The following is a 22,262-nucleotide window of genomic DNA, read 5'->3' on the forward strand; positions in this document are numbered from 1 at the left end:
ATTGTTAGTGATAGAAACGTACTCGCTTCGGAGTACCCTGTTCGCGGCCGGGTACCTTTAGGTGGGTCGGGCGGCCACTACCGTGCATGAACTCGTCGCTTCGAAAGCCGGCCAGAACCGCGGTCGAGCAGTGTCTGAACCTCCAGTCGACGGAGTCCTGTGCCGTCGTCACCGACGAGAAGCGCAAGGCCATCGGCGAGGCGCTGTACCGCGTCGCCAGCGAGATCAGCGACGACACCGTCTTCCTCCGGTACCCGCCGGGCGAGCAACACGGCGAGGAGCCACCCGAACCGGTCGCCGCCGCGATGGCCGGCGCGGATGTCGTGCTCGCACCGACGACCAAGAGCCTGAGCCACACGCAGGCCCGCAGCGAGGCCAACGAGGCCGGTGCCCGCGTCGCGACGCTCCCCGGCATCACCGAAGGCGTGTTCCTGATGGGATTAGACGCCGACTACGAGGCGATCGCGGGCCACTGTCGAGACGTCCTCGCACAGGTCGAGGGGGCCGACGAGATCCGAGTCACCTCCCCCCAGGGGACCGACATCACCTTCGGGCTGGGCGACCGCGAGTGGCAACTCGACACCGGCATCGTCCACGAGCCCGGCGAGATGTCGAATCTCCCGGCCGGCGAGGTGTTCTGTAGCCCGACGACCGCCGACGGCACCTTCGTCGTCGACGGGACGATGATGCCCCACGGGCAACTGGAGGGGGAACTGCTGGAGTTCACCGTCGAGGACGGGCTCGTCACCGAGATCGGCGACGACGCCGTCCGCCAGCAGATCGAGGAGGCCGCCGAAGCCGTCGGTGACGCCGCCTACAACCTCGCCGAACTCGGGATCGGGACAAACGTCGCCGTCCGGGACCTCGTTGGCTCGGTGCTCCTCGACGAGAAGGCCGGCGGCACCGTCCACATCGCGATCGGCGACGATCACGCCATCGGCGGGGACACGACCGCGCCGATCCACCTCGACGGCATTCTGCGAGAACCGACCGTGTTTGCTGACGGTGTGGCAGTAGAACTGCCACACGCAGAGTGAGCGGGAGCGAAGCGACATGCGAGGACGGCGAGGAAGTGAAACTTCCTCGGGAGGAGTGAGCCGGGGCGACACACCACCAGCCCGCCTCATACTGCCGGCTATCACTTCGTGAAGATCTTCGCCACCCCGGGGTGGCGAAATCGGTCACAGATGTACAGCCGGTAGTATCACTCGACGAGGTCGAACGCGACGGCGACGGCGGGCTCCCAGAAGACGAAGCGGTAGCGACCCGGTTCGAGGTCGGGACAGACGACCAGTCGGTCGGCGTGGACGTGGTCCGCGACGAGACCCTCCTCGGTGAGTGCCAGCGTCCACTCGAATCCGTCACCGGGGGCGTGACTGATCGCCTCGTCGGTGTAGGGCAGGTGGTCGCCGTCGGTCGCGCCGCGCACGTCTTCCCACCCCGATTCGGTGTGCGTCTGGAAGCCGTATTTGTGGCGGTTGCCGGTGCTTAGCACGCTGTCGCTGACGTTGGTCATCGCGACCGTGACCGTCTCACCGACGGCGGCTTCGAGTCGGTCGACCCGGAGCGCGAACGTCGGCGCGCCGTCGTCGTCGGTGGCCAGTCCCCACGGTGGATCGTCGACCCAGCTTTCGTGGCGCTTGAACCCCTCGCGGTCACAGGACAGCGGCTCTCGGACGACGGGGTCGTCGTCCGGGCGGACGTGACCGGCCAGATCGTCGGGGTCCGGGCCGATTCGATCCTCGACCGTCCCCGTCACGTCGGCACTCTCGCCCCAGCCGTCCGTGATCGTGAACGTCGCCCGTTCCGGCGGTGTCCCGTCGAAGGTGACCCGCACGAGCGTCGCGGGGTAGGTCAGCGCCTCGGTGCAGGCCGTTTCGCCGTCGCTCTCGTCTACCGCGCTCGCGTCGCTGACGAGTCGGTCGTCGCTCAGCGCGAGGTTCGAGAGCTCGACGGTCCGGTAGCAGCCGTTCGGGCCGACGGTCTCGACCAGCGCCAGCAGCGACCGCTCGAAGTCGGTCCCCCGGAGCAACTCGACCACCGGCTCGCGTCGTTCTTCGGGGAGCTCGAACGGCGCGAGCAGCGCTCGCGCCCGCTCTCGGGAGGCCGCCAGCGAGACGTGTCCGACGGCGTCCGCTCCCGCCCAGTCGGGCTCTGACGGGCCCGACGGATACCGGACCTGCTCGCTCCCGGTCACTTCGGTCGCGGCCATGGGTGTCTCCGTCGGTTCGTCTGTCGGTGTCTCTGTCGGTTCGTCGGTCGGCGTGTCGGTCTGCTCGTCGGTACCAGTGGACGGTGACCCGCCGACGCACCCGGCGACGAGCGCGCTGAGGCTCCCGCCCGCCAGCTGGAGGGCTCGGCGGCGGCGTATCGGTGCCATACATCTGTCGTCGGCCGCCGTTTGTAAGGCCCTTCTGTACGGTTCGATCTCGTTTTGTGCGTCCCCGGCCGGCAGTCACAGGCGGCCAGACGGCCGGGACGACGACCCTTTACGTTCGGCCCGAGTACGCTCGCCTATGACAGACGCGACACCGGGCGATCGCCTCGCCCTGCCGTGCCCGGCGTGTTCGCCGGCCTTCGAGACCGTCCACGAGGTGCTCAGCCCCGGCAGCCACGTGACGGTTCGCTGTACGGAATGTGACCACACCCACAAGGAACAGCTCCCGGACGACGACGAGGTACAGCGCCGCGTCGTCGTCTCACAGGACGGCGAGTCGTTCAGCGCACAGGTCGACGTGCCGGCCGAGGAGGAACTGGCCAAGGGCGAAGAGTTCCTGCTGGACGCCGAGGAGGCCCTGATGACCGTGCGGATCACCGCCGTCGAACTGGATGAAGGTGGACGCGTCGACTCCGGGACCGCCGAAGACGTCGAGACCATCTGGACCCGCGCGGTCGGGAACGTCGCCGTCGACGTGACGATGCACCCCAAAGACGGCCGCCACGACAGCACCGAGAGCTTCAAGCTCAACGTCCCCGGCGACTACGAGTTCACCGTCGGCGCGACCGACGAGTTCGGCGACAACGAGTTCACCGTCGAAGGGTTCCACGTCCGCGACGACGCGCACGGCTACGACCGCGAGCAGTACGACCAGGACCGCGACAGCGCCCTCGCGAAAGACATCAAGCGACTGTACGTCCGCGACGAGTCGACCACCGCCTGGTCGGCGTGGTAGCATGGACTGGGCGGCTCGGCGACGAGCGCTCGTCGAGGGCCTCGCCGAGAGCGACCGCATCGACGACGAGCGAGTGCTGACGGCGCTCGAATCGGTCCCCAGCCACGAGTTCGTCCCCGAGCAGCACCGCGAACGGGCCTACGACGACCGCCCCCTCCCGATCGGGGACGGGCAGACGATCAGCGCCCCCCACATGGTCGCGATCATGGCCGACCTGCTGGACCTGGCCCCCGACGACCGGGTTCTGGAGATCGGCACCGGCTGTGGTTATCACGCGGCCGTGACCGCCGAACTCGCGGACACGGTGTACAGCGTCGAGTACCACGCCACTCTCGCCGAGACGGCCCGCGAGCGCCTGGCCGATCTCGGCTACGACACCGTCGCGATCAGGAGGGGAGACGGCCGCGAATGCTGGCCCGAGCACGCGCCGTACGACCGGGCGTACCTCACCTGTGGCGCAGCGCAGTTCCCCCGGGCGGTCGTCGAACAGCTCCGGACCGGTAGCGTGGTGCTCGGCCCGCTTGGTCGACGCCCGCAGACGCTCGTCCGTGCTCGAAAGCGGGCCGACGGCGAGCTAGAACGCGAGCACCACGGCAGCGTCCGGTTCGTCACGATGCAGTGACCGTGGTTCCCCGCCGCCGTCGGACGATCGCCTCACAGACGCCGAGGACGCACGTGACGCCCACTGCCGCCGGCCCGAAAAAGAGCGCGTAGAGTGTCATCGGGTCGCTTTCGCCCCCGATCCGCAGGAACGACCACGCCAGCACCAGCGTCACCGACGCCGTCGCGCCGAGCGGGACGACGTAGCCGTACTCGCTGTGGGTGTACAGCGCCACGGCCCCCTGGCCGGCGAGGACGAGGACGCCGATCAGTGCGAACAGGCCACACGTCCCCGCGTCTCCGGGGAGCGAACACCCTAACCCGGCGACGCCGATCCGCGGGACGGCCCAGAGGCCCCCGACGACGAGCGCGTACACGCCCCCGCCGACGGCGGCGTATCGCCGGGGTGACGGCCGCCGGCCGACGACCAGCGGAACCACGGCGACGAGTGTCCCGACCGCGACCGCGAGCCCCAGGGTCACGACTGCGCTCCCGACGACCGGCTCGGGTGTGCCCGGCATCGTGGTCGCCTTCGACCGATGGACTCGTGAATCTTTCTACGGACGAACGGGGCGAGCACCTCGGGCTCGGCCTCTGGCGGTTCACGCAGACTCCGCTCTGCCGTCGGTTCTCGCGCCACTCCGGGGCGGGCCATTCATATACTTCCGGCGGGAACCTCGGGTATGGAACAGGCGGTGCTGCGGGAAGACATGGTCGACAGCCTGACCCACGAGAGCAAGGGCTGTCTGCAGACACCTCGTCTCGCCGACGCGATGCGAACGGTCTCGCGGGACGCGTTCGTCGAGGACGACCGGGCGGCCTACGCCGACCGGTCGTTCGAACGGTTCGGGACCCGCGTCCTCGCACCGAGCACCGCGGCACGACTCCTCGAAGCGCTGGCCCCCGAAGCGGACGACGACGTGCTGATCGTCGGCGTCGGCGTCGGCTACACGGCCGCGCTCGTCGCCGAGATCGTCGGCCCCGAGCGCGTACACGCGATCGATATCACGCGCCGACTGGTGTCCGACGCCCGTTCGAACCTCGCGACGGCCGGCTACGAGGCGGTCCTCGTGGACCGTCGGGACGGGGCCGAGGGACTCCCCGAGTACGCACCCTACGACAAGATCCTGCTGGAGGCGGCGGCCGTCGAACCGCCGCGCGCGCTCCAGGAGCAACTGGCCGACGGCGGCCACCTGGTCATGCCACTCGGTGCGGCCGAGCAGACGCTGACGGTCGTCGCGGCCGACGGCAGTCAGCGCCGTCTCGGTGGGGTCGCCTTCCAGCCGATGCTCGTCGAGGGCGAGCAGGCAGACACCGTCGAGCGCAACCGCACCCACCGCGAGGACCGCGAACGCGCCCAGCAGGCCGCCCAGTCACGGGCGGGCTGGGAGCAAGAGTGGATCGACTGGGACGACTACTAGAGGGGATCGAGTTCGTTCTCCTCGTCGGTGAGCAACTCGTCGATCTCCGCTCTGCGCTCGGCGGCTTGCTGCTGGCTGTTTTCCTGTGCCGTGACGGCCCGCTCCTGGAGCTCGTCGACGCGTGGCACCTCGGTGACGTTCGAGAGCAACACGGCCACCGAGAGCGCGTCGGCGTCGGTCCGGGGGTCGTCGCCGGCCAGCACCTCGACGCTGTCGGTCTCGCGTTCGAGCCACTGACGGGCCCGCTGGAGTCCTTTCTGTGAGACCTCGCGTGGCGGGCCGGAGACGACGATCAGGGCGCGCTCGGCGGAGGCGACGTCTGCCGGACAGGTGAGCCGCGACTGGACGGCCTTCCGGACGAGCCCGTGGATCTTCTTCGCCAGGTCGCCCTCGTCGGTGTGGCTCTCGCCGTTGGACCGCAGGCGGCCCAACAGTCCCTGTTTCGATTTCGTCTCGGCCTCGACGTCTGCCTGGCTGAACGCGATCGTGCTGAGACCCCCGGTCGCCAGCGTCCGGCGGATGTCGCTGGCGTCCATCGCGGACTCGGACACCTGCGAGCCGTCGAGTTCGCCGGCTGCCAGGAGCGTGACGAACCGCCGCGCGATCTCTCGGTTGGTCCGGTCGTACCCCGCCGCGACCGACCCCTGGGTCTGTCGCCAGGCGTCGTTGTCGAACACCATGAGGTTGTCCGTCGCGTCGGCGAAGGCCTGGAGCGAGCGGGCGGCGTTGAGCGAGGGACGACCGCCCTCGTCGGCGCTTGGCAACACTCCCAGCCCGTAGATCGGTTCGTCGTAGATCCGACCGAGCCGCTCGGCGAGCTCCGGCGCACCACCGCTCCCGGTCCCCCCGCCGAGCCCGGCGACCACGAGAAAGCCGTCGGTCTCGTGGATCGGTACGGCGTCCAGCTGGCGCTCGATTTCGGTGAGGTCCTGGCGAGCGATCTCCGAGCCCAGCTCCGGATCGGCACCGACACCCCGTCCCTTCACCCGCTCGTCGGTCTGGCCGATGATGAGCCGACGGTCGGGCGGGAGCACGTCTAACTTCGCCAGATCGATCTCCGCGGAGTTGATCGCGAGCGCCTCCGTCGTGAGCGACCGCCCAGACCGCTCCTCGAAGGCGAGGAATCTGTCGACGATCTTGCCACCCGCGTTACCGAACCCGATTGCGGCGAGGTTCATGCGGTGGTCGTTGGCCCACGACCGGATAATTATAGAGTCGTTTCTCTCCGTCGGCGCGCGTAACGCTCGCTTACCGGCCGACACAGCGGGGTCGTCCAACGAGGTTGGGGACACCAGTCGCTGCGGCGATTCGCGGCTGGCGGTTTAGCCGCCGTCCTCGACGACGAGGATTCGGGTGTTGCGCCGCCGGTCGCTGTACCCGCCGCTGGCGGGGGGCTTCACGTCGATCGTCACCGTCCCCTCTTGCTGGTTTGGCCCCAACTGCGGCGTGATCGTGACGGTGGCGTTGCCCCCTGTGTCCGTCGTCGCGGTCACCGCACCGTCCAGCGTCGCGGTGCCACCGGTGACGACGACCGTCGCGTCCGAGACCGGCTGGCCGTCCGGATCGACGACCGTGAGCGTCACGTCCGTCTCGCCCTCTCCGACCACCTCCTTCGAGGGGTCGACGTCGAGCTCGCTGACGGTCATCGTGTCCAGTCCCGAGATGGTGTTCATCATGACGCTCAGGCTCGCGACGCCGACGACGAGGGCGATGACGAGTCTGATCGGCAGTCCTTCGATGGCCCGGTCGTCGCGCCACAGTTCCACGAACATGGCGAGTCGTGGTCCCGTCCCGGTACATAAACCCGCGCCTCGGCCACGGACTCACAGCGAGAGGACGAGCCACGCCAGACCGACGGCCGCGAGCGCGCCCACGAGGTTGGCGACGGCGTTGCCGACCGCGACGAGAGGGCGGCCCGATTCCCACAGCCGGACCGTCTCGACCGCGAACGACGAGAACGTCGTGAACGCCCCGCAGGCACCGACACCGACCAGCAGCGCGACGCTCTCGCTCGGTGTGGCGAGGGTGACCAGTCCGAGGACGAAACTCCCGACGACGTTGACGGTCAGCGTTCCCAACGGGAGCGCTTCCCGGTCGACGGCCGTCGCCAGCGAGTGACGACAGAGCGCGCCGAGCGCCCCGCCGATCCCGACGAGCACCGCGGGCTCGATGGCGACCATCACCCACCCCTCCGGCCAGTTCTGCGGACGAGCGTACGCCCGGCGAGCACGCCGGCAAGACCCAGCGCGTAGCTCCCGGCGACGTTCGCGAGCGCCCACGCCGGAGCCAGGCCGGCCGTCTCGACAGCGAAGGTGCTGTACGTGGTAAACGACGAGAGAAAGCCGGTCGTCGCGGTCAGCCGCGCCGCGCTGGAGAGCCGTCCCAGGTGGACGGCCTCGTAGACGAGGACGCCGAGCGCGAAACTCCCGACGGTGTTGACGAGCATCGTCCCGGCGGGGCCGGCGACGAACTGCCCGGCGACGTATCGCGCGATCGCACCGCCGAACCCGCCGACGCCGACGAGGACGAGCGTTTCGACCGTGTGGTGTGAGGTGCTCTCTGCCATCTGGGTACTGTCGTGGCCGTCGACGGATCTGCTCTCGTGATGGAGTGTCTCGCTGTCGAAGCGTCCGGCCGCTCACTCCGCGTCGAAAATCGTCTTCAGCGTCTCGGTCCGGTCGCGCAGCCGCTCTATCCCCTGGTTCATCGCCGCGATCCGCGCTTCGATGTCGTCGGCGGGAATTGCACCCTCTGGTGTCGGCTGGACGAGCTCGTCGTTTTCGAGCATCCGCAGCGAGTACCGCACCTTGTGTTCGGGGATCTCGGCCTCCTCGGCGAGGCGCGCGATCCCGATCGGACCGTGTTCGATGACGGCTTCGAGAATCTGGAGGTCACGCCGTTCTTTCTCGACCTGCTCGGCCAGTCGGTCCAGTCCCATGTGCTCGCTCCGTGCTTCTGTCCGTGGACACATAAACGCATCCGGTGTCGCCTCGCTACTCCCCGTCGATCGGCGTCCGCCGGAGTTCGTCGAGATCGTCGCGCAGACGCGACAGCTCCGTCTCCAGTCGCTCGCGCCGGTCGATCAGCTCGCTCAGTTCCTCCGTGTTGACCGAGTGATCGCTCTCCATGGCCACGTCCAGCGCGTCGGTCGTCGCCGCCACGAGGTCTGCGGCCGTGCCCAGCACTTCCGACGGCGTCGCTCGCGACTCGTAGAGCTCTCGCCCGCCCGAGAGCGGGCGGTAGGTGACGATCGGTGACTCGATCCCACGGTGGTAGGCGACGCTGTAGCTGACGTTCGTCACCGGGTTCTTGCGGTCTTCGGACAGCTCCGTTCGAACGACGGCGAACGGTTCTGCCAGCGTCGGGTACGTCTCGGCCAGCTCCCGGAGCCGATCGGCCGCGGTCACGTCGAGCTGGGCCTCCACGTCGCCGAAGAACTGCACCGAGTCCGCGAGGCTGAACGCGACGGTGTAGAACACCGCCTCGTCGTTCTCGGCGAGGTTCTCGATGCGGTCGTGCAACTCCTCGGTCCGGCCCTCGATCGCCAGCTTCTCGAGGTCGTCCAGCAGCGCGCGCGTCCCGCGTTCGCGTGCCAGAAACTCCTCGACGATCGCCCGCGGCATCGCTTCGCGGTCCACGTCCTCCATACGGGCGAGATTCGTGCGCCGACACTAAACAGTTCCCCACCCCCGCAAAGCATTTATCGCCGTCGGCCGATCACATCCGTGTCCGCCTCCCGAGGTGGGACGGACCTATGACAGGGTGAGGGGACTCTTTCCCCTCTACGCCACGTGTTCTGTGAGCCACAGCTGGGTGTCGATCGCCTCGGCAGACTCGGTCTCCGTCGCTCGACGGCAAGAAGCGCCGCTGGCAGAGCGACGGCGAGACGCTCCGCTGGAAGCGAGTTCGCAGTAGAACGCCCGGAGCGGGATTTGAACCCGCGTCACGACCGTGACAGGGTCGTATGATGGGCCACTACACCATCCGGGCACGACGCATTTTCAGTTGTTCGGCGGTCTGTTCACAGCAGAAGCGCCCGGAGCGGGATTTGAACCCGCGTCACGACCGTGACAGGGTCGTATGATGGGCCACTACACCATCCGGGCACGACGCATCTCATCGTATCCTGGTGATAGTATTAAGGCTTTCCAAACGCGCCGTCATTGGGTTGTAGTGTCGTGGAACGGATTGGCGGCGGGATTCGAGGCCGCTCAAACGATCGTCTGTCGCCGTCTCCCGTCCGGAGCCGTCCGTCCGTTCCCGGACCCAAACGACTATGAAGGTCGTTCGCATAGTGTGAGGTGACGCGACGGCCGGTCCGGTGTCGGATAGCTACTGCAGACGGACTTGGCAAGGGTTAAATGCGTTCCGCTAATAACGACCTGTAGTATCTCGTGACAGCCACCTTCTCCACTCGCCGGCAACAACACACATGGTAGACGTAAGCCAACACGAACTCGTTCCAGACCACAGCATCGTCGACGAGGACGTTCTCGACGACGTGCTCGAGGAGTACAACATCAAAAAGACGGACCTGCCGAAGATCAAGCGCACCGACCCGGCCACCCCCGACGAGGCCGAGGTCGGCGACGTGATCAAGATCGTCCGTGATTCGCGAACGACCGATCAGGCAGTCGTGTACCGACTGGTGGTGTCCTGATGGACGTCAACGACCGACGTGCGATCTCTCGGGAGTACTTCTCGCGGGAGCGACTGGCGGAGCATCACTTCCGATCGTTCAACTCCTTCCTCGACCGGGGCATGCAGCAGGTCGTCGACGAGAAGGAGACGATCGAGACCGACATCGGCGACAAGGAGGGCCAGGAGCCGGTCTTCGTCGAACTGGGCGACGTACGCGTCGTCACGCCCCGCGTCCGCGAGGCCGACGGCAGCGAGGAACTGCTCTACCCACAGGAGGCCCGGCTGCGAAACATCACCTACTCCGCGCCGGTCTTCATGGAGATGGCGATCGTCCGTGGCGGCGACGAGGAAGAGGAAGTCGTCGTCGACCAGACCGAGACCAAGATCGGCCGCATGCCGATCATGGTCGGCTCGAACAAGTGCAACATCAACGGCTTCACCGACGAGGAGCTGATCGACATCGGCGAGGACCCGGCCGACCCCGGCGGTTACTTCGTCGTCAACGGCTCGGAACGCGTGCTGATGACCAGCGAGGACCTCGCGCCCAACAAGATCCTCGCGGAACACGACACCAAGTACGGCGACGACGTGCAGGTCGCCAAGACCTTCTCCCAGCGCCGTGGCTACCGCGCGCTGGTCCTCTGTGAACGAACGCGAGACGGTATCCTCGAAGTCTCTTTCCCGAGCGTCTCGGGCTCGATCAACTTCGTGACCCTCGTGCGTGCGCTGGGGCTGGAGTCCGACGAGGAGATCGTCCACCGCGTCAGCGACGACCCGGAGATCGTGAAGTTCATGCTGGAGAACCTGGAGGCCGCCGACGTCCAGACCACCGAGGGCGCGATCGAGACCCTCGGGGAGCGCGTCGCCTCCGGCCAGGGCAAGAACTACCAACTCAAGCGAGCCAACTACGTCATCGACCGCTATCTCCTCCCGCACCTCCACGAGGAGGGCGTCGACGAAGAGGACGTGCGCATCAACAAGGCCTTCTACCTCTGCCGGATGGCGGAAGCCTGCTTCGAACTCGCGCTCGGTCGACGCGACGCGGACGACAAAGACCACTACTCCAACAAGCGTCTGAAGGTCAGCGGCGACCTGATGAAAGACCTGTTCCGGACCGCGCTCAACAAGCTGGCACGCGACGTGAAGTACCAGCTCGAACGGGCGAACATGCGCAACCGTCAGCTCTCGGTGTCGACGGTCGTCCGATCGGACGTGCTGACCGAACGGCTCGAACACCCGATCGCGACGGGCAACTGGGTCGGCGGCCGCTCGGGCGTGAGCCAGCTGGTCGACCGGACCGACTACATGGGCGTGCTCTCTCACCTGCGGCGTCTCCGTTCGCCGCTCTCTCGGAGCCAGCCCCACTTCGAGGCGCGTGACCTGCACGCGACCCAGTGGGGCCGGATCTGTCCGTCCGAGACCCCCGAAGGACCCAACTGTGGTCTGGTGAAGAACTTCGCGCAGGCGATGGAACTCTCCCAGAACGTCGAAGACGAACAGGATCTCAAACAGGAACTCGCCGACATGGGGGTCCAGGGGATCCCCGGGATCGAGCGAATCGAGCAGCCAGCGGACGATTAAATCATGAGTCAGGGACGCGACGCCAAAGTGTACGTCAACGGCAGTTTGGTCGGGACACATCCCGACCCCGAACAGCTCGCAGATCAGATCCGACAGGCCCGCCGACGCGGGGACGTCTCGGAGATGGTCAACGTCTCCGTCAAGGATCGGACGGACGAAGTCATCGTCAACGCCGACGCCGGCCGGGCCCGTCGCCCGCTGCTGGTCGTCGAGGACGGCGAACCACTGATCACGGAATCGGAGGTCCAGCAGGTCAAAGACGGTGAACTGGGCTTCGAAGAACTGGTCGAACGCGGCGTCGTCGAGTTCATCGACGCCGAAGAAGAGGAGGACATCCTCGTCGCCGTCAGCGAGGAGGACGTGACCGAGGACCACACCCACCTCGAAGTGGACCCACAGCTGATGTTCGGGATCGGTGCCGGGATGATCCCGTATCCGGAACACAACGCCTCGCCCCGGATTACGATGGGGTCGGGGATGATCAAGCAGTCGCTGGGGCTGCCGAGCGCGAACTACCGGATTCGCCCGGACACGCGCCAGCACCTGCTGCACTACCCGCAGCTGTCGATGGTCAAGACCCAGACCACGGAACAGATCGGCTACGACGACCGCCCGGCGGCTCAGAACTTCACGGTCGCCGTGATGAGCTACGAGGGGTTCAACATCGAGGACGCCCTGGTCATGAACGAGGGCTCCGTCGAGCGTGCGCTCGCTCGCTCGCACTTCTTCCGGACCTACGAGGGCGAGGAACGGCGCTACCCCGGCGGTCAGGAGGACCGTTTCGAGATTCCCGACGACGAGGTACGAGGCGCACGCGGCGAGGAGGCGTACACGCACCTCGACGAGGACGGGCTGGTCAACCCCGAGACCAACGTCGAGGAAAACGAGGTCCTGCTGGGCAAGACCTCGCCGCCGCGGTTCCTCGAAGAGCCGGACGACATGGGCGGTCTCAGCCCCCAGAAGCGCCGCGAGACGAGCGTCACGATGCGTTCTGGCGAGAGCGGGGTCGTCGACACGGTCACGCTGATGGAAGGCGAGGACGGCTCGAAGCTCTCGAAGGTCTCCGTGCGTGACGAGCGGATCCCCGAGCTCGGGGACAAGTTCGCCTCCCGACACGGACAGAAGGGCGTCGTCGGTCACCTGGCTCCCCAGGAGGACATGCCCTTCACCGAGGACGGCGTCGTGCCCGACCTCATCCTCAACCCACACGCCCTGCCGTCGCGGATGACGGTCGGCCACGTACTGGAGATGCTGGGCGGGAAGGTCGGCGCACTCGAAGGCCGGCGCGTCGACGGCACCGCCTTCACGGGCGAAGACGAGGAGGAACTGCGCGGCGCGCTGGAGGATCGCGGATTCAAGTCCTCCGGCAAGGAGGTCATGTACTCCGGCGTCACCGGCGAGAAGGTCGAAGCCGAGATCTTCGTCGGGACGATCTTCTACCAGAAGCTGTACCACATGGTCTCGAACAAGCTGCACGCCCGTTCACGCGGGCCGGTGCAGGTGCTGACCCGTCAGCCGACGGAAGGGCGTGCCCGTGAGGGCGGCCTGCGCGTGGGCCACATGGAACGGGACGTGCTGATCGGCCACGGGGCGGCGATGGTCCTCAAGGAACGGCTCCTCGACGAGTCCGACCGCGAGTGGATCAAGATCTGTGGCGAGTGTGGCATGACCGCCGTCGAGAACGTCGAGCAACGCCGCATCTACTGTCCCAACTGTGAGGAAGAGACCGACATCCACGAGGTCGAGATGCCGTACGCGTTCAAGCTCCTGCTCGACGAGATGAAGGCGCTCGGAATCGCACCGCGCATCGAACTGGAAGACGCAGTCTAACGATGAGTGCACAACAGACACCCAAGTCGATCAGTTCCATTAGCTTCGGGCTGATGGATCCCGAGGAGTACCGCGACATGAGCGCCACGAAGGTCATCACGGCCGACACCTACGACGACGACGGGTTCCCGATCGACATGGGACTGATGGACCCGCGTCTGGGCGTGATCGACCCGGGGCTCGAGTGCAAGACCTGTGGCAAACACAGCGGGTCGTGTAACGGCCACTTCGGTCACATCGAACTCGCAGCGCCCGTCATCCACGTCGGATTCAACAAGCTCATCCGACGCCTGCTGCGCGGGACCTGTCGGGAGTGCTCGCGGCTCTGTCTCGACGAACGCGAACGCGAGGAGTTCGAGGACCGCCTCGAACGATCCGAGGAGCTGGGCAAGGACGTCAACGACGTGACGAAGGCCGCGATCCGGCAAGCCCGCAAGAAGGACCGCTGTCCGTTCTGTGGCGAGCCCCAGTACGACATCAAACACGAGAAGCCGACGACCTACTACGAGGTCCAGGACGTGCTCTCCTCGGAGTACTCCCAGCGGATCGTCGCCGCGATGGAGCCCGACGAGGAGGCCGGCCGCGAACGGACCACACCCTCGGAGCTGGCCGACGAGACGGGTATCGACCCCTCCCGCGTTCAAGAGATCATCTCCGGCGAATTCCGCCCTCGACAGGACGACCGACGGGCCATCGAGTCGGCGCTGGACGTAGATCTCACCGAGGAAGACGAGAACAAGCTGATGCCCAGCGACATCCGGGACTGGTTCGAGGACATCCCGGACGAGGACATCGAGGTGCTGGGCATGAAGCCCGCCCGTTCTCGCCCCGAGTGGATGATCCTCACCGTCCTGCCCGTGCCGCCGGTCACCGCGCGACCGTCGATCACGCTGGACAACGGCCAGCGCTCCGAGGACGACCTGACCCACAAGCTGGTCGACATCATCCGGATCAACCAGCGGTTCATGGAGAACCGCGAGGCCGGCGCGCCCCAGCTGATCATCGAGGACCTCTGGGAACTGCTCCAGTACCACGTCACCACGTTCATGGACAACGAGATCAGCGGCACGCCGCCGGCCCGCCACCGCTCTGGCCGGCCGCTGAAGACCCTCTCACAGCGCCTGAAGGGCAAGGAAGGTCGCTTCCGTGGCTCGCTGTCCGGGAAGCGCGTGAACTTCTCGGCCCGGACCGTCATCTCCCCGGACCCGACGCTCTCGCTCAACGAGGTCGGCGTCCCCGACCGCGTGGCCAAGGAGATGACCCAGACGATGAACGTCAACGAGCGCAACCTCGACAACGCTCGTCGCTACGTCGCCAACGGGCCCGAGGCCCACCCCGGTGCCAACTACGTCAAGCGGCCCGACGGCCGCCGACTGAAGGTCACCGAGAAGAACTGCGAGGAGCTGGCCGAGAAGGTCGAACCGGGCTGGGAAGTGTCCCGTCACATGATCGACGGCGACATCATCATCTTCAACCGCCAGCCGTCGCTGCACCGGATGTCCATCATGGCTCACGAGGTCGTGGTGATGCCCTACAAGACGTTCCGGCTCAACACGACGGTGTGTCCGCCGTACAACGCGGACTTCGACGGCGACGAGATGAACATGCACGCCCTCCAGAACGAGGAGGCCCGTGCCGAGGCTCGCGTGCTGATGCGCGTCCAGGAACAGATCCTCAGCCCGCGCTTCGGTGAGAACATCATCGGCGCGATCCAGGACCACATCAGTGGAACCTACCTGCTGACCCACACCAATCCGGAGTTCAACGAGACCCAGGCGCTGGACCTGCTGCGTGCGACCCGGATCGACGAACTCCCGCCCGAATCTGGGATCGACGACGACGGTACGCCCTACTGGACGGGTCGGGACATCTTCTCGGAGCTGCTGCCCGACGACCTCGATCTGACGTTCACCAGCGAGGCTGGCGACGACGTGATCATCGAGGACGGACAGCTCGTCGAGGGGACCATCGACGACAGCGCAGTCGGTGGGTTCGGCGGCGAGATCGTCGACACCATCACCAAGGAGTACTCCAACACCCGCGCGCGCATCTTCATCAACGAGATCGCCGCGCTGGCGATGCGCTCGATCATGCACTTCGGGTTCTCGATCGGGATCGACGACGAGTCCGTCCCGGAGGCCGCGGAGGCCCAGATCACCGAGGCAATCGACAACGCCTACGACCGCGTCCAGGAACTCATCGAGACCTACGAGCGGGGCGAACTGGAGTCGCTGCCCGGTCGGACGGTCGACGAGACCCTCGAAATGAAGATCATGCAGACGCTGGGCAAGGCCCGTGACTCCGCCGGTGACATCGCTGGGGATCACTTCGACGACGACAACCCGGCGGTCGTGATGGCCGAGTCCGGCGCGCGTGGGTCGATGCTCAACCTGACCCAGATGGCCGGCTGTGTCGGCCAGCAGGCGGTCCGTGGCGAGCGGATCAACCGCGGCTACGAGGACCGCACCCTGTCACACTTCAAGCAGGACGACCTCTCATCGGACGCCCACGGCTTCGTGGAGGCGTCGTATCGCTCCGGCCTCAACCCCAAGGAGTTCTTCTTCCACGCGATGGGTGGCCGCGAGGGGCTGGTCGACACGGCAGTCCGGACCTCCAAGTCCGGCTACCTCCAGCGCCGTCTGATCAACGCGCTCTCGGAACTCGAAGCCCAGTACGACGGCACCGTCCGAGACACCTCGGACAACATCGTCCAGTTCGAGTTCGGCGAGGACGGCACCTCGCCGGTGCAGGTCTCCTCGAACGAGGAGACGCCGGTCGACGTCGAGGAGATCGCGGACAGCGTTCTCGACGCCGAGTTCGATTCCGAGAGCATCAAAAGCGAGTTCCTCGGTGAACGCACCGAACCCACCAACCTGTCGGAACACACCGACGACTGGTGGATGGCGGAGGGTGACGACTGATGACGCGAGCAAACGTAACCGACGACATCGAGGCGATCGTGGAGGATACGGACCTCCCGCGACGGCTCAAAGACGACGTGTACAGTACGATCGAAGAGCGCGACGTGACCGTTGAAGAGGCGGACCAGATCGCTAAGGCCGTCCAGTCGCGCTACCAGGAGACGCGCGTCGATCCGCTGGACCCGGTCGGGACCGTCTCGGCCCAGTCGATCGGCGAGCCCGGCACCCAGATGACGATGAACACGTTCCACTACGCCGGGGTCGCAGAGATCGACGTGACCCAGGGGCTGCCGCGGCTCATCGAGCTGGTCGACGCCCGGAAGACGCCCGACACGCCGATGATGACGGTCCACCTCGAAGACGAGTACGCGACCGACCGGGAGAAGGCCCACGAGGTCGTCTGGAAGATCGAGGCCACGCGCATCCTCGCGCTGGGTGACATCTCGACCAACGTCGCGGACATGCTCGTCCAGATCGACCTCAACGAGGAGACGCTGATGGAGCGGTGGCCCACCGTCGACCAGGTCGAGGACGTGGCCGAGGAGATCGCCGAGACCATCGAGTCGAAGCTGGGCGTCCAGACCCGCCAGGCCGGCACGATGATCGAGTTCGGCCCCGACGAGCCGTCGTATCGCGACCTCCTCCAACTCGTCGAAGAGCTTCGCGAGGTCGTCTTCAAGGGGATCGAGGACATCTCCCGCGTGGTCATCCGGAAAGAAGAGACCGACGAGGGCGAGGAGTTCGTCCTCTACACCGAGGGGTCGGCATTCGGCGACGTGCTCGGTATCGAGGGGATCGACGCCTCCCGGACGACGTGTAACAACATCCACGAGATCTACCGCAACCTCGGCATCGAGGCGGCCCGCGAGACGCTGATCAACGAGACGATGCACACGCTCGAAGAGCAGGGGCTCGACGACGTGAACATCCGGCACCTGATGCTGGTCGCCGACATCATGACCAACCGCGGTGAGATCGAGTCGATCGGTCGCCACGGTATCTCGGGCAACAAGGAGAGTGTCCTCGCGCGTGCGGCCTACGAGGTGACGGTCAACCACCTGCTCGACGCCGCGATCCACGGCGAGGTCGACGTGCTCGAAGGCGTCATCGAGAACGTGATCGTCGGTAAGCCGGTCCAGCTTGGCACCGGCGACGTGGACCTCCGGATGGGTGCGAGCCAGGACTGATGCCCGTCGAACTCTCGGACGAAGCGCGCCGGCTGATCGCGCTGTTCGAGACCGAGGCAGACGTAACTGTCCGGGACTGCGTGATCGACGACGACAACGACCGCGTGATCTACGTCGTCAAGGCTGGCGAGATGGCCGACGCGATCGGTCCCGGCGGCGTCGTCGTCGACCGCATCGAGGCGAAACTCGACCGCGCAGTCAAGCTGATCGAGGACGCCGACACGGCTGCGAACTTCGTCGCGAACACGCTCGCACCGGCCGCGGTGTACAACGTGACGATCTCGGAGAACGACGACACCATCGCCTACGTCGAGGTCGCACAGGAAGACCGCGGCGTCGCGATCGGTGCCGACGGGAAGAACATCGACGCCGCCCGCCGGCTCGCGAAACGCCACTTCGACGTGGACGGTATCGAACTGACGTAGCCGCGACGTTTCGGCCGGCGAGGACGCGTCTCGGCGGCCGTGAGGCCCTTTCTGGCGACGCTGTCGGCTGGCACCGTCTACGCCCCCGGAGAAGCCGCGAAGGTCGATCGCTCGTGTCGTCTCTTTCACTGCCCGCGTGCGAGTCGCTACCACCCGTTCTCCGTCCGTTTCGCGCCGACGAAAGAGGAGTCTTAAGTAGCTCCGAGGGATACGAAAGCCTATATGGCGAACGGCAAATACGCCGCACGCAAACTCAAGAAGGACCGCCAGAACCACCGGTGGTCCGACTCTGACTACGCGCGCCGCGAGCGCGGGCTGGGCCAGAAGTCCGACCCGCTCGAAGGTGCGCCCCAGGGTCGAGGGATCGTGCTCGAGAAGATCGGTATCGAAGCGAAACAGCCCAACTCCGCGATCCGGAAGTGTGTCCGGGTCCAGCTGATCAAGAACGGCAAGCAGGTCTCGGCGTTCTGTCCCGGCGACGGTGCGATCTCCTTCATCGACGAACACGACGAAGTGACGATCGCCGGCATCGGTGGCGCGAAGGGTCGTGCCATGGGTGACATCTCTGGAGTCAACTACAAGGTCGAGAAGGTCAACGGCGTCTCGCTCATCGAACTGGTTCGCGGTAACGCGGAGAAGCCGGTGCGATAACATGTCGGCAGACGACGCTCCCGAGCCGGACGCACCTGCCGGCACCGACGACGAGGCCGCCCCCGCACAGCTGTTCGGCGAGTGGGACGTGACCGAGATCGAGTTCTCGGACCCCTCGACCGAGCGCTACGTGACGGTGACGCCGATCGCTCACACGATGGGCCGCCACTCCGAAAAGCAGTTCAAGAAGTCGGAGATCAGCATCGTCGAGCGACTCATCAACCGCCTGATGCAGACCGACGAGAACACGGGCAAAAAGCAGCTGGCGACCACCATCGTCAAGGACGCCTTCGAGACGATCCACGAGCGCACCGAGGAGAACCCGGTGCAGGTGCTCGTCGAGGCCGTCGAGAACAGCGCCCCGCGTGAGGAGACCGTCCGCCTGAAGTACGGTGGCATCTCCGTCCCGAAGGCCGTCGACGTCGCGCCCCAGCGCCGCGTCGACCAGGCGCTGAAGTTCCTCGCCGAAGGCGTCTACGGCGACTCGTTCAAGACGACGACGGACGCCGAGGACGCGCTGGCCCAGCAGCTCATCGGCGCGGCCAACAACGACGTCCAGACCTACGCGGTCAACCAGAAAGAAGAGAAGGAACGCGTCGCGGCCGCAGCCCGGTAATCCTCTCTGCGCGCAGTTTTCTCTGACACGCCCCGTCACGCCGCCAGCCGTGGCTGTTGGACTCGCGGCGGTCGCGATCGTCGGCACGGACGGCCGGCACTGGCGACGCCACCCCTGTGACGGCGTCGTAAACCACCGGGTATATCTCTGTTGACGTAGCAAGCCACGATATGGCACAGCAACACGATTCTGTCGCCCTCGTCGGCGACGAGACGGTCGAGCACTTCGCGACGGCAGTGCTGCTGGCGGCGTTGACGGCGGCGCTGGCACAGGTGTCAATCCCGCTGCCGGGATCGTTGCCACCGTTCTCACTCCAGCCCTTCGGCGCATTCTTCGCCGGCCTCTTGCTGGGGCCGCTGTGGGGCGGGCTGGCACTCGCGCTGTACCTGCTGGTGGGGATCGCTGGCGCTCCCGTCTTCTCGAACTGGAACGCGGGACTTGGCTACGTCCTCGTCGGGCAGGGGACCGGTGGCTTCCTCGTGGGGTTCCTGCTCGGGGCTGTCATCGCGGGTGGGATCGCCCATCGGCGGACTACGCCTCGGTCGCTGGAGACGATCGGCCTGGCGACCCAGGTGCTCGCGTTGGTGGCCGCGGTCGTCGTCATCTACGCCGTCGGCGTCCCGTGGATGTCCTGGGCTCTCGGACTGTCGGTGCAACGGGCCGCCGCGACCATGGCACCGTACGTTCCCTTCGACCTCCTGAAGGTCGCCGTCGCGATCGCGATCGTACGCGGTGGCTACCTCGTCCGTGAATGATCGCCGTCAGGGGCCTGACGGCTCGTCGGGGTGGCGTGGTCGTCCTCGACGACGTCGACCTGACGATCGACGACGGCGAGAGCGTCTTGCTGGTGGGGCCAAACGGCTCCGGCAAGACGACGCTCGTCCGGCAGTTCAACGCCCTGTTGACGCCCGAGGCGGGGACCGTCGAGGTCGACGGCCACGACGCACACGAAGCGCCGGTCACGGCCCGGACGAGCGTCGGCATGGTGTTCCAGCACCCCCGCGACCAGTTCGTCGCCGCCACCGTCGGCGCGGACGTGGCCTTCGGGCCGGAGAACCTCGGCCTCGAACGGTCGGAGATCGACGACCGCGTCGATCGCGCGCTCGCCGCGGTCGGACTCACCGGCGAGCGCCAGAGCCGGATCGCCGACCTCTCTGGCGGGGAGCAGGCCCGGGTGGCAATCGCCGGGGCGCTCGCGATGGAACCCGCCCACCTCGTGCTCGACGAGCCCCTGACCGGCCTCGATCTGGCGGCGCGTCGCTCGGTCCTCGATCACCTCGCGACTCTCTCGAACGGCGAGACCAGCGTCGTCGTCGTCACGCACGACCTGCGGGACCTGACCGAGATCGCCGATCGCATCGTGGCTCTGGTCGACGGCGAGATCGCACTCGACGGGCCGCCCTCGGCGGTGCTCGACGAACTGGATGGCGTCGGCGTCCGTGATCCACGATGCTGAGCTACCGACCAGGCGAGACGTTCGCCCACCGACTCGATCCGCGATCGAAGCTGTGTTTTCAGGCCGGGTTCGCCGTCGCCGCCTTCGCGGACACGACTCTCTCTTGGCTGGCCGGCGTCTACGCGCTGGCCGCGCTCGCACTGCTCGCCGGTCGACTCGATCCCCGGCGAGTCGCCAGGGCCTACTGGGTCGTCTTCCTCGTGCTCGCGCTGGGGCCGGTGATCGCCGGCATCGCGATCGGACCGCCGTGGTTTCGTGTCGAACCGGCGCTGACCTCGCTTCGGGCCGTCGCCAGAATCCCGCCGGTGCTGGCCGTCAGTGCCGTCTACGTCTACACGACGCCCGTGCGCGCGACCCGTGGTGCCGTCGAACGCCTCGTCCCCGGACGAGCCGGTCAGTTGCTCGGCGTCGGCACGGGACTGGTCGTCAGGTTCTTCCCGCTCGTCGTGTCCGATCTCCGGCGGATCCGGACGGCGATGGTGGCCCGCGGCGGGGCCGACCGGCCGGTGACGGACCGGGCACGACGACTCGCGGTCCAGGGAATCGATCGGGCGCTGGCTCGCTCCGACCGGCTGGCAGTCGCGCTGCGGGCCCGCTGTTTCGCCTGGAACCCGACGCTACCGGCACTGACGTTCGGTCGGATGGACTATCCGGTCGCCGGGCTCGGTGTCGTGTTGGCGCTGTCGCCGCTGGTTCGTACGGGTTTTTGGAGCGGTTTCCCGGTGATCGTCTACCGCGTGGCGACGATCGCCGGTCAGCATCTCCACTGAACCGTATCAGTCGGCGGCGCTGTCGCCGTTGCTCGCGACCGCGTAGGCCCGAGTCACGTCGACCAGTGCCTTGCGGTACTCGCTCTCGTCGGTGTCGCGAGCCAGCGTGCGGAATCGCCGTTTAAACTCCTCGAAACCGACCTGTGGGGCGTCCTCGGCGGCGGCGTGAGCGAGGTCGTAGATCGGATGCTCCGGGCCGACGAGGTCGTGGCGCTCGACCAGCGCCAGCGCGAAGGCGGCGTTGACGGCGTTGATGTCGGGGTCTGTCGCGGGGGTCAGTCGGTCCCAGGTGCCCCGCTCTCGCGGGGAGTCCGCGACGGCGGCCGCGAGACTCGATTCGAGGAAGGCGACGAGTTTGTCCGCCGGCACCACGTCGAGCCACACGTCGTCGGCGTAGATGTCTTTCATGTGGTTGGCGATCTGGTAGCAGTGTGAGAGGGTGCGTCGCTCGACGCTCTGGCCCGCCAGCGCCAGGTAGATCGCCTCTCGCGTCGACTGGGTGTGTGAGGGGTGAGATTCTTCGTAGCGGTGCATGTGCGCGAACTCGTGCAGCGCCAGCTCGCGGGCCATCGCGCTCGTCGCCGCCTGCCGTGAGATCGTCAGACAGTGGCTCTCCTCGTCGTGGCTCACGCGGGTCCGTTCGTTCGGATCGTCGCGGACGCGGACCGTCACGTCGCCGTCGATCTCGTACTCGGTGGCGAACAGGTCGGCGGCACTGAGAAACGGCGCGGCTGGACCACCCCGAACGTGGACGTCCATGTGTGTTCCTACCACGCGCTCTCTGCGTATGAGGCTGTCGGCTGTCCGAACCTGGCGATCGTCGTCCCAGCACGGATCGACGCCGACGAGCGTCGGCTTCTGTACTCTCCGCCTCGACGGCGGAACACACCGTCTCGGTCTCGTCGTCGCACTCGCTCCCTGGTGGGTTCCGGTCGTCGTGCTCCGAATTGACGCACTCAGACCGAAACAGCACTCTTTTGACGGTGCTGT

The 22,262-nt window shown here is 66.8% G+C and carries 24 protein-coding genes and 2 tRNA genes; 15 read left to right on the top strand and 11 right to left on the bottom strand.

The window, feature by feature from the left end:
* Positions 1-86 precede the first annotated feature (86 nt).
* On the top strand, positions 87-1,037 hold the full coding sequence (locus ACAH01_RS02305) for an aminopeptidase (RefSeq protein WP_170092748.1): 951 nt from the start codon (positions 87-89) through the stop codon (positions 1,035-1,037).
* 167 nt (positions 1,038-1,204) lie between these two features.
* Here ACAH01_RS02305 and ACAH01_RS02310 read toward each other — a convergent pair whose 3' ends face one another.
* Positions 1,205-2,380 (bottom strand): hypothetical protein, encoded by a 1,176-nt coding sequence (locus tag ACAH01_RS02310; RefSeq protein WP_372480114.1) that lies wholly within the window; start codon positions 2,378-2,380, stop codon positions 1,205-1,207.
* A gap of 136 nt (positions 2,381-2,516) precedes the next feature.
* On the opposite strand from ACAH01_RS02310, the gene ACAH01_RS02315 reads away from it, so the two are divergent.
* Together ACAH01_RS02315 and ACAH01_RS02320 are read left to right on the top strand one after the other, a co-directional pair.
* Positions 2,517-3,173 carry an HVO_0476 family zinc finger protein gene (locus ACAH01_RS02315; RefSeq protein WP_170092746.1) on the top strand — a complete coding sequence of 219 codons (657 nt, stop codon included), beginning with the start codon at positions 2,517-2,519 and terminating at the stop codon, positions 3,171-3,173.
* Between the two features lies 1 nt (position 3,174).
* Positions 3,175-3,795, top strand: coding sequence for a protein-L-isoaspartate(D-aspartate) O-methyltransferase (locus ACAH01_RS02320; RefSeq protein WP_372480115.1), 621 nt, complete (start codon positions 3,175-3,177; stop codon positions 3,793-3,795).
* Here the strand turns inward: ACAH01_RS02320 and ACAH01_RS02325 are convergent.
* Positions 3,782-4,294, bottom strand: coding sequence for a hypothetical protein (locus ACAH01_RS02325; RefSeq protein WP_372480116.1), 513 nt, complete (start codon positions 4,292-4,294; stop codon positions 3,782-3,784). The genes ACAH01_RS02320 and ACAH01_RS02325 overlap by 14 nt on opposite strands.
* Before the next feature lie 162 nt (positions 4,295-4,456).
* Between ACAH01_RS02325 and ACAH01_RS02330 the strand changes: the two genes are divergently transcribed.
* Complete coding sequence (locus ACAH01_RS02330) at positions 4,457-5,194, top strand: protein-L-isoaspartate O-methyltransferase (protein ID WP_372480117.1); 738 nt, start codon at positions 4,457-4,459, stop codon at positions 5,192-5,194.
* On the opposite strand, the gene ACAH01_RS02335 is transcribed toward ACAH01_RS02330, so the two are convergent.
* The 8 genes from ACAH01_RS02335 to ACAH01_RS02370 all read right to left on the bottom strand — a co-directional run bounded on the left by ACAH01_RS02335 (position 5,191) and on the right by ACAH01_RS02370 (position 9,300).
* Positions 5,191-6,372: a tubulin/FtsZ family protein gene (locus ACAH01_RS02335; RefSeq protein ID WP_372480118.1), complete on the bottom strand. Its 1,182-nt coding sequence runs from the start codon at positions 6,370-6,372 to the stop codon at positions 5,191-5,193. The genes ACAH01_RS02330 and ACAH01_RS02335 overlap by 4 nt on opposite strands.
* A gap of 144 nt (positions 6,373-6,516) precedes the next feature.
* Positions 6,517-6,966: a carboxypeptidase regulatory-like domain-containing protein gene (locus tag ACAH01_RS02340; protein WP_170092741.1), complete on the bottom strand. Its 450-nt coding sequence runs from the start codon at positions 6,964-6,966 to the stop codon at positions 6,517-6,519.
* Positions 6,967-7,017: 51 nt separating this feature from the next.
* Entirely contained in the window at positions 7,018-7,374 is a 357-nt protein-coding gene (crcB, locus tag ACAH01_RS02345; protein ID WP_372480119.1) for a fluoride efflux transporter CrcB, read from the bottom strand.
* Entirely contained in the window at positions 7,374-7,760 is a 387-nt protein-coding gene (crcB, locus tag ACAH01_RS02350) for a fluoride efflux transporter CrcB (RefSeq protein WP_372480120.1), read from the bottom strand. The genes crcB (ACAH01_RS02345) and crcB (ACAH01_RS02350) overlap by 1 nt, the downstream gene beginning before the upstream one ends.
* 72 nt (positions 7,761-7,832) lie before the next feature.
* Positions 7,833-8,132: a winged helix-turn-helix transcriptional regulator gene (locus tag ACAH01_RS02355; RefSeq protein WP_372480121.1), complete on the bottom strand. Its 300-nt coding sequence runs from the start codon at positions 8,130-8,132 to the stop codon at positions 7,833-7,835.
* A gap of 55 nt (positions 8,133-8,187) precedes the next feature.
* A complete protein-coding gene (locus ACAH01_RS02360) occupies positions 8,188-8,841 on the bottom strand; it encodes a hypothetical protein (protein WP_170092737.1) in 654 nt (217 codons plus the stop codon).
* Between the two features lie 270 nt (positions 8,842-9,111).
* A tRNA-Asp gene (locus tag ACAH01_RS02365) sits at positions 9,112-9,184 on the bottom strand.
* A 43-nt stretch (positions 9,185-9,227) separates the two neighbouring features.
* Positions 9,228-9,300: transfer RNA gene (locus ACAH01_RS02370), tRNA-Asp, on the bottom strand.
* Between the two features lie 326 nt (positions 9,301-9,626).
* On the opposite strand from ACAH01_RS02370, the gene ACAH01_RS02375 reads away from it, so the two are divergent.
* The 11 genes from ACAH01_RS02375 to ACAH01_RS02425 all read left to right on the top strand — a co-directional run bounded on the left by ACAH01_RS02375 (position 9,627) and on the right by ACAH01_RS02425 (position 21,272).
* Positions 9,627-9,854 carry a DNA-directed RNA polymerase subunit H gene (locus ACAH01_RS02375; protein WP_153554592.1) on the top strand — a complete coding sequence of 76 codons (228 nt, stop codon included), beginning with the start codon at positions 9,627-9,629 and terminating at the stop codon, positions 9,852-9,854.
* On the top strand, positions 9,854-11,416 hold the full coding sequence (locus tag ACAH01_RS02380; protein ID WP_153554591.1) for a DNA-directed RNA polymerase subunit B'': 1,563 nt from the start codon (positions 9,854-9,856) through the stop codon (positions 11,414-11,416). The genes ACAH01_RS02375 and ACAH01_RS02380 overlap by 1 nt, the downstream gene beginning before the upstream one ends.
* A gap of 3 nt (positions 11,417-11,419) precedes the next feature.
* Positions 11,420-13,246 (top strand): DNA-directed RNA polymerase subunit B, encoded by a 1,827-nt coding sequence (rpoB, locus tag ACAH01_RS02385; RefSeq protein ID WP_170092736.1) that lies wholly within the window; start codon positions 11,420-11,422, stop codon positions 13,244-13,246.
* A gap of 2 nt (positions 13,247-13,248) precedes the next feature.
* Positions 13,249-16,167: a DNA-directed RNA polymerase subunit A' gene (locus ACAH01_RS02390; protein WP_170092735.1), complete on the top strand. Its 2,919-nt coding sequence runs from the start codon at positions 13,249-13,251 to the stop codon at positions 16,165-16,167.
* Positions 16,167-17,354 carry a DNA-directed RNA polymerase subunit A'' gene (gene rpoA2, locus ACAH01_RS02395; protein WP_170092734.1) on the top strand — a complete coding sequence of 396 codons (1,188 nt, stop codon included), beginning with the start codon at positions 16,167-16,169 and terminating at the stop codon, positions 17,352-17,354. The genes ACAH01_RS02390 and rpoA2 overlap by 1 nt, the downstream gene beginning before the upstream one ends.
* Positions 17,354-17,779 carry a NusA-like transcription termination signal-binding factor gene (locus tag ACAH01_RS02400; RefSeq protein WP_170092733.1) on the top strand — a complete coding sequence of 142 codons (426 nt, stop codon included), beginning with the start codon at positions 17,354-17,356 and terminating at the stop codon, positions 17,777-17,779. Before rpoA2 ends, ACAH01_RS02400 begins: the two co-directional genes overlap by 1 nt.
* 222 nt (positions 17,780-18,001) lie before the next feature.
* Positions 18,002-18,430: a 30S ribosomal protein S12 gene (locus ACAH01_RS02405; protein ID WP_012808037.1), complete on the top strand. Its 429-nt coding sequence runs from the start codon at positions 18,002-18,004 to the stop codon at positions 18,428-18,430.
* Between the two features lies 1 nt (position 18,431).
* Positions 18,432-19,046, top strand: a complete 615-nt coding sequence (locus ACAH01_RS02410) for a 30S ribosomal protein S7 (protein WP_012808036.1) — start codon at positions 18,432-18,434, stop codon at positions 19,044-19,046.
* A gap of 170 nt (positions 19,047-19,216) precedes the next feature.
* Positions 19,217-19,801 (top strand): biotin transporter BioY, encoded by a 585-nt coding sequence (locus tag ACAH01_RS02415; protein WP_372480122.1) that lies wholly within the window; start codon positions 19,217-19,219, stop codon positions 19,799-19,801.
* Positions 19,798-20,502, top strand: a complete 705-nt coding sequence (locus ACAH01_RS02420; protein ID WP_372480123.1) for an energy-coupling factor ABC transporter ATP-binding protein — start codon at positions 19,798-19,800, stop codon at positions 20,500-20,502. Before ACAH01_RS02415 ends, ACAH01_RS02420 begins: the two co-directional genes overlap by 4 nt.
* On the top strand, positions 20,496-21,272 hold the full coding sequence (locus tag ACAH01_RS02425) for an energy-coupling factor transporter transmembrane protein EcfT (protein WP_372480124.1): 777 nt from the start codon (positions 20,496-20,498) through the stop codon (positions 21,270-21,272). The genes ACAH01_RS02420 and ACAH01_RS02425 overlap by 7 nt, the downstream gene beginning before the upstream one ends.
* 6 nt (positions 21,273-21,278) lie before the next feature.
* Here ACAH01_RS02425 and ACAH01_RS02430 read toward each other — a convergent pair whose 3' ends face one another.
* Positions 21,279-22,031: a DUF5781 family protein gene (locus ACAH01_RS02430; protein WP_170092730.1), complete on the bottom strand. Its 753-nt coding sequence runs from the start codon at positions 22,029-22,031 to the stop codon at positions 21,279-21,281.
* Between the last annotated feature and the right edge of the window lie 231 nt (positions 22,032-22,262).

Origin of the sequence: Halomicrobium sp. HM KBTZ05, assembly GCF_041530035.1 — an archaeon.
GTDB lineage: Archaea > Halobacteriota > Halobacteria > Halobacteriales > Haloarculaceae > Halomicrobium.

Coding starts and splice junctions, on each gene's coding strand:
- ACAH01_RS02305 (WP_170092748.1), top strand. CDS start 87: ATGAACTCGTCGCTTCGAAAGCCGGCCAGAACCGCGGTCGAGCAGTGT.
- ACAH01_RS02310 (WP_372480114.1), bottom strand. CDS start 2,380: ATGGCACCGATACGCCGCCGCCGAGCCCTCCAGCTGGCGGGCGGGAGC.
- ACAH01_RS02315 (WP_170092746.1), top strand. CDS start 2,517: ATGACAGACGCGACACCGGGCGATCGCCTCGCCCTGCCGTGCCCGGCG.
- ACAH01_RS02320 (WP_372480115.1), top strand. CDS start 3,175: ATGGACTGGGCGGCTCGGCGACGAGCGCTCGTCGAGGGCCTCGCCGAG.
- ACAH01_RS02325 (WP_372480116.1), bottom strand. CDS start 4,294: ATGCCGGGCACACCCGAGCCGGTCGTCGGGAGCGCAGTCGTGACCCTG.
- ACAH01_RS02330 (WP_372480117.1), top strand. CDS start 4,457: ATGGAACAGGCGGTGCTGCGGGAAGACATGGTCGACAGCCTGACCCAC.
- ACAH01_RS02335 (WP_372480118.1), bottom strand. CDS start 6,372: ATGAACCTCGCCGCAATCGGGTTCGGTAACGCGGGTGGCAAGATCGTC.
- ACAH01_RS02340 (WP_170092741.1), bottom strand. CDS start 6,966: ATGTTCGTGGAACTGTGGCGCGACGACCGGGCCATCGAAGGACTGCCG.
- crcB (WP_372480119.1), bottom strand. CDS start 7,374: ATGGTCGCCATCGAGCCCGCGGTGCTCGTCGGGATCGGCGGGGCGCTC.
- crcB (WP_372480120.1), bottom strand. CDS start 7,760: ATGGCAGAGAGCACCTCACACCACACGGTCGAAACGCTCGTCCTCGTC.
- ACAH01_RS02355 (WP_372480121.1), bottom strand. CDS start 8,132: ATGGGACTGGACCGACTGGCCGAGCAGGTCGAGAAAGAACGGCGTGAC.
- ACAH01_RS02360 (WP_170092737.1), bottom strand. CDS start 8,841: ATGGAGGACGTGGACCGCGAAGCGATGCCGCGGGCGATCGTCGAGGAG.
- ACAH01_RS02375 (WP_153554592.1), top strand. CDS start 9,627: ATGGTAGACGTAAGCCAACACGAACTCGTTCCAGACCACAGCATCGTC.
- ACAH01_RS02380 (WP_153554591.1), top strand. CDS start 9,854: ATGGACGTCAACGACCGACGTGCGATCTCTCGGGAGTACTTCTCGCGG.
- rpoB (WP_170092736.1), top strand. CDS start 11,420: ATGAGTCAGGGACGCGACGCCAAAGTGTACGTCAACGGCAGTTTGGTC.
- ACAH01_RS02390 (WP_170092735.1), top strand. CDS start 13,249: ATGAGTGCACAACAGACACCCAAGTCGATCAGTTCCATTAGCTTCGGG.
- rpoA2 (WP_170092734.1), top strand. CDS start 16,167: ATGACGCGAGCAAACGTAACCGACGACATCGAGGCGATCGTGGAGGAT.
- ACAH01_RS02400 (WP_170092733.1), top strand. CDS start 17,354: ATGCCCGTCGAACTCTCGGACGAAGCGCGCCGGCTGATCGCGCTGTTC.
- ACAH01_RS02405 (WP_012808037.1), top strand. CDS start 18,002: ATGGCGAACGGCAAATACGCCGCACGCAAACTCAAGAAGGACCGCCAG.
- ACAH01_RS02410 (WP_012808036.1), top strand. CDS start 18,432: ATGTCGGCAGACGACGCTCCCGAGCCGGACGCACCTGCCGGCACCGAC.
- ACAH01_RS02415 (WP_372480122.1), top strand. CDS start 19,217: ATGGCACAGCAACACGATTCTGTCGCCCTCGTCGGCGACGAGACGGTC.
- ACAH01_RS02420 (WP_372480123.1), top strand. CDS start 19,798: ATGATCGCCGTCAGGGGCCTGACGGCTCGTCGGGGTGGCGTGGTCGTC.
- ACAH01_RS02425 (WP_372480124.1), top strand. CDS start 20,496: ATGCTGAGCTACCGACCAGGCGAGACGTTCGCCCACCGACTCGATCCG.
- ACAH01_RS02430 (WP_170092730.1), bottom strand. CDS start 22,031: ATGGACGTCCACGTTCGGGGTGGTCCAGCCGCGCCGTTTCTCAGTGCC.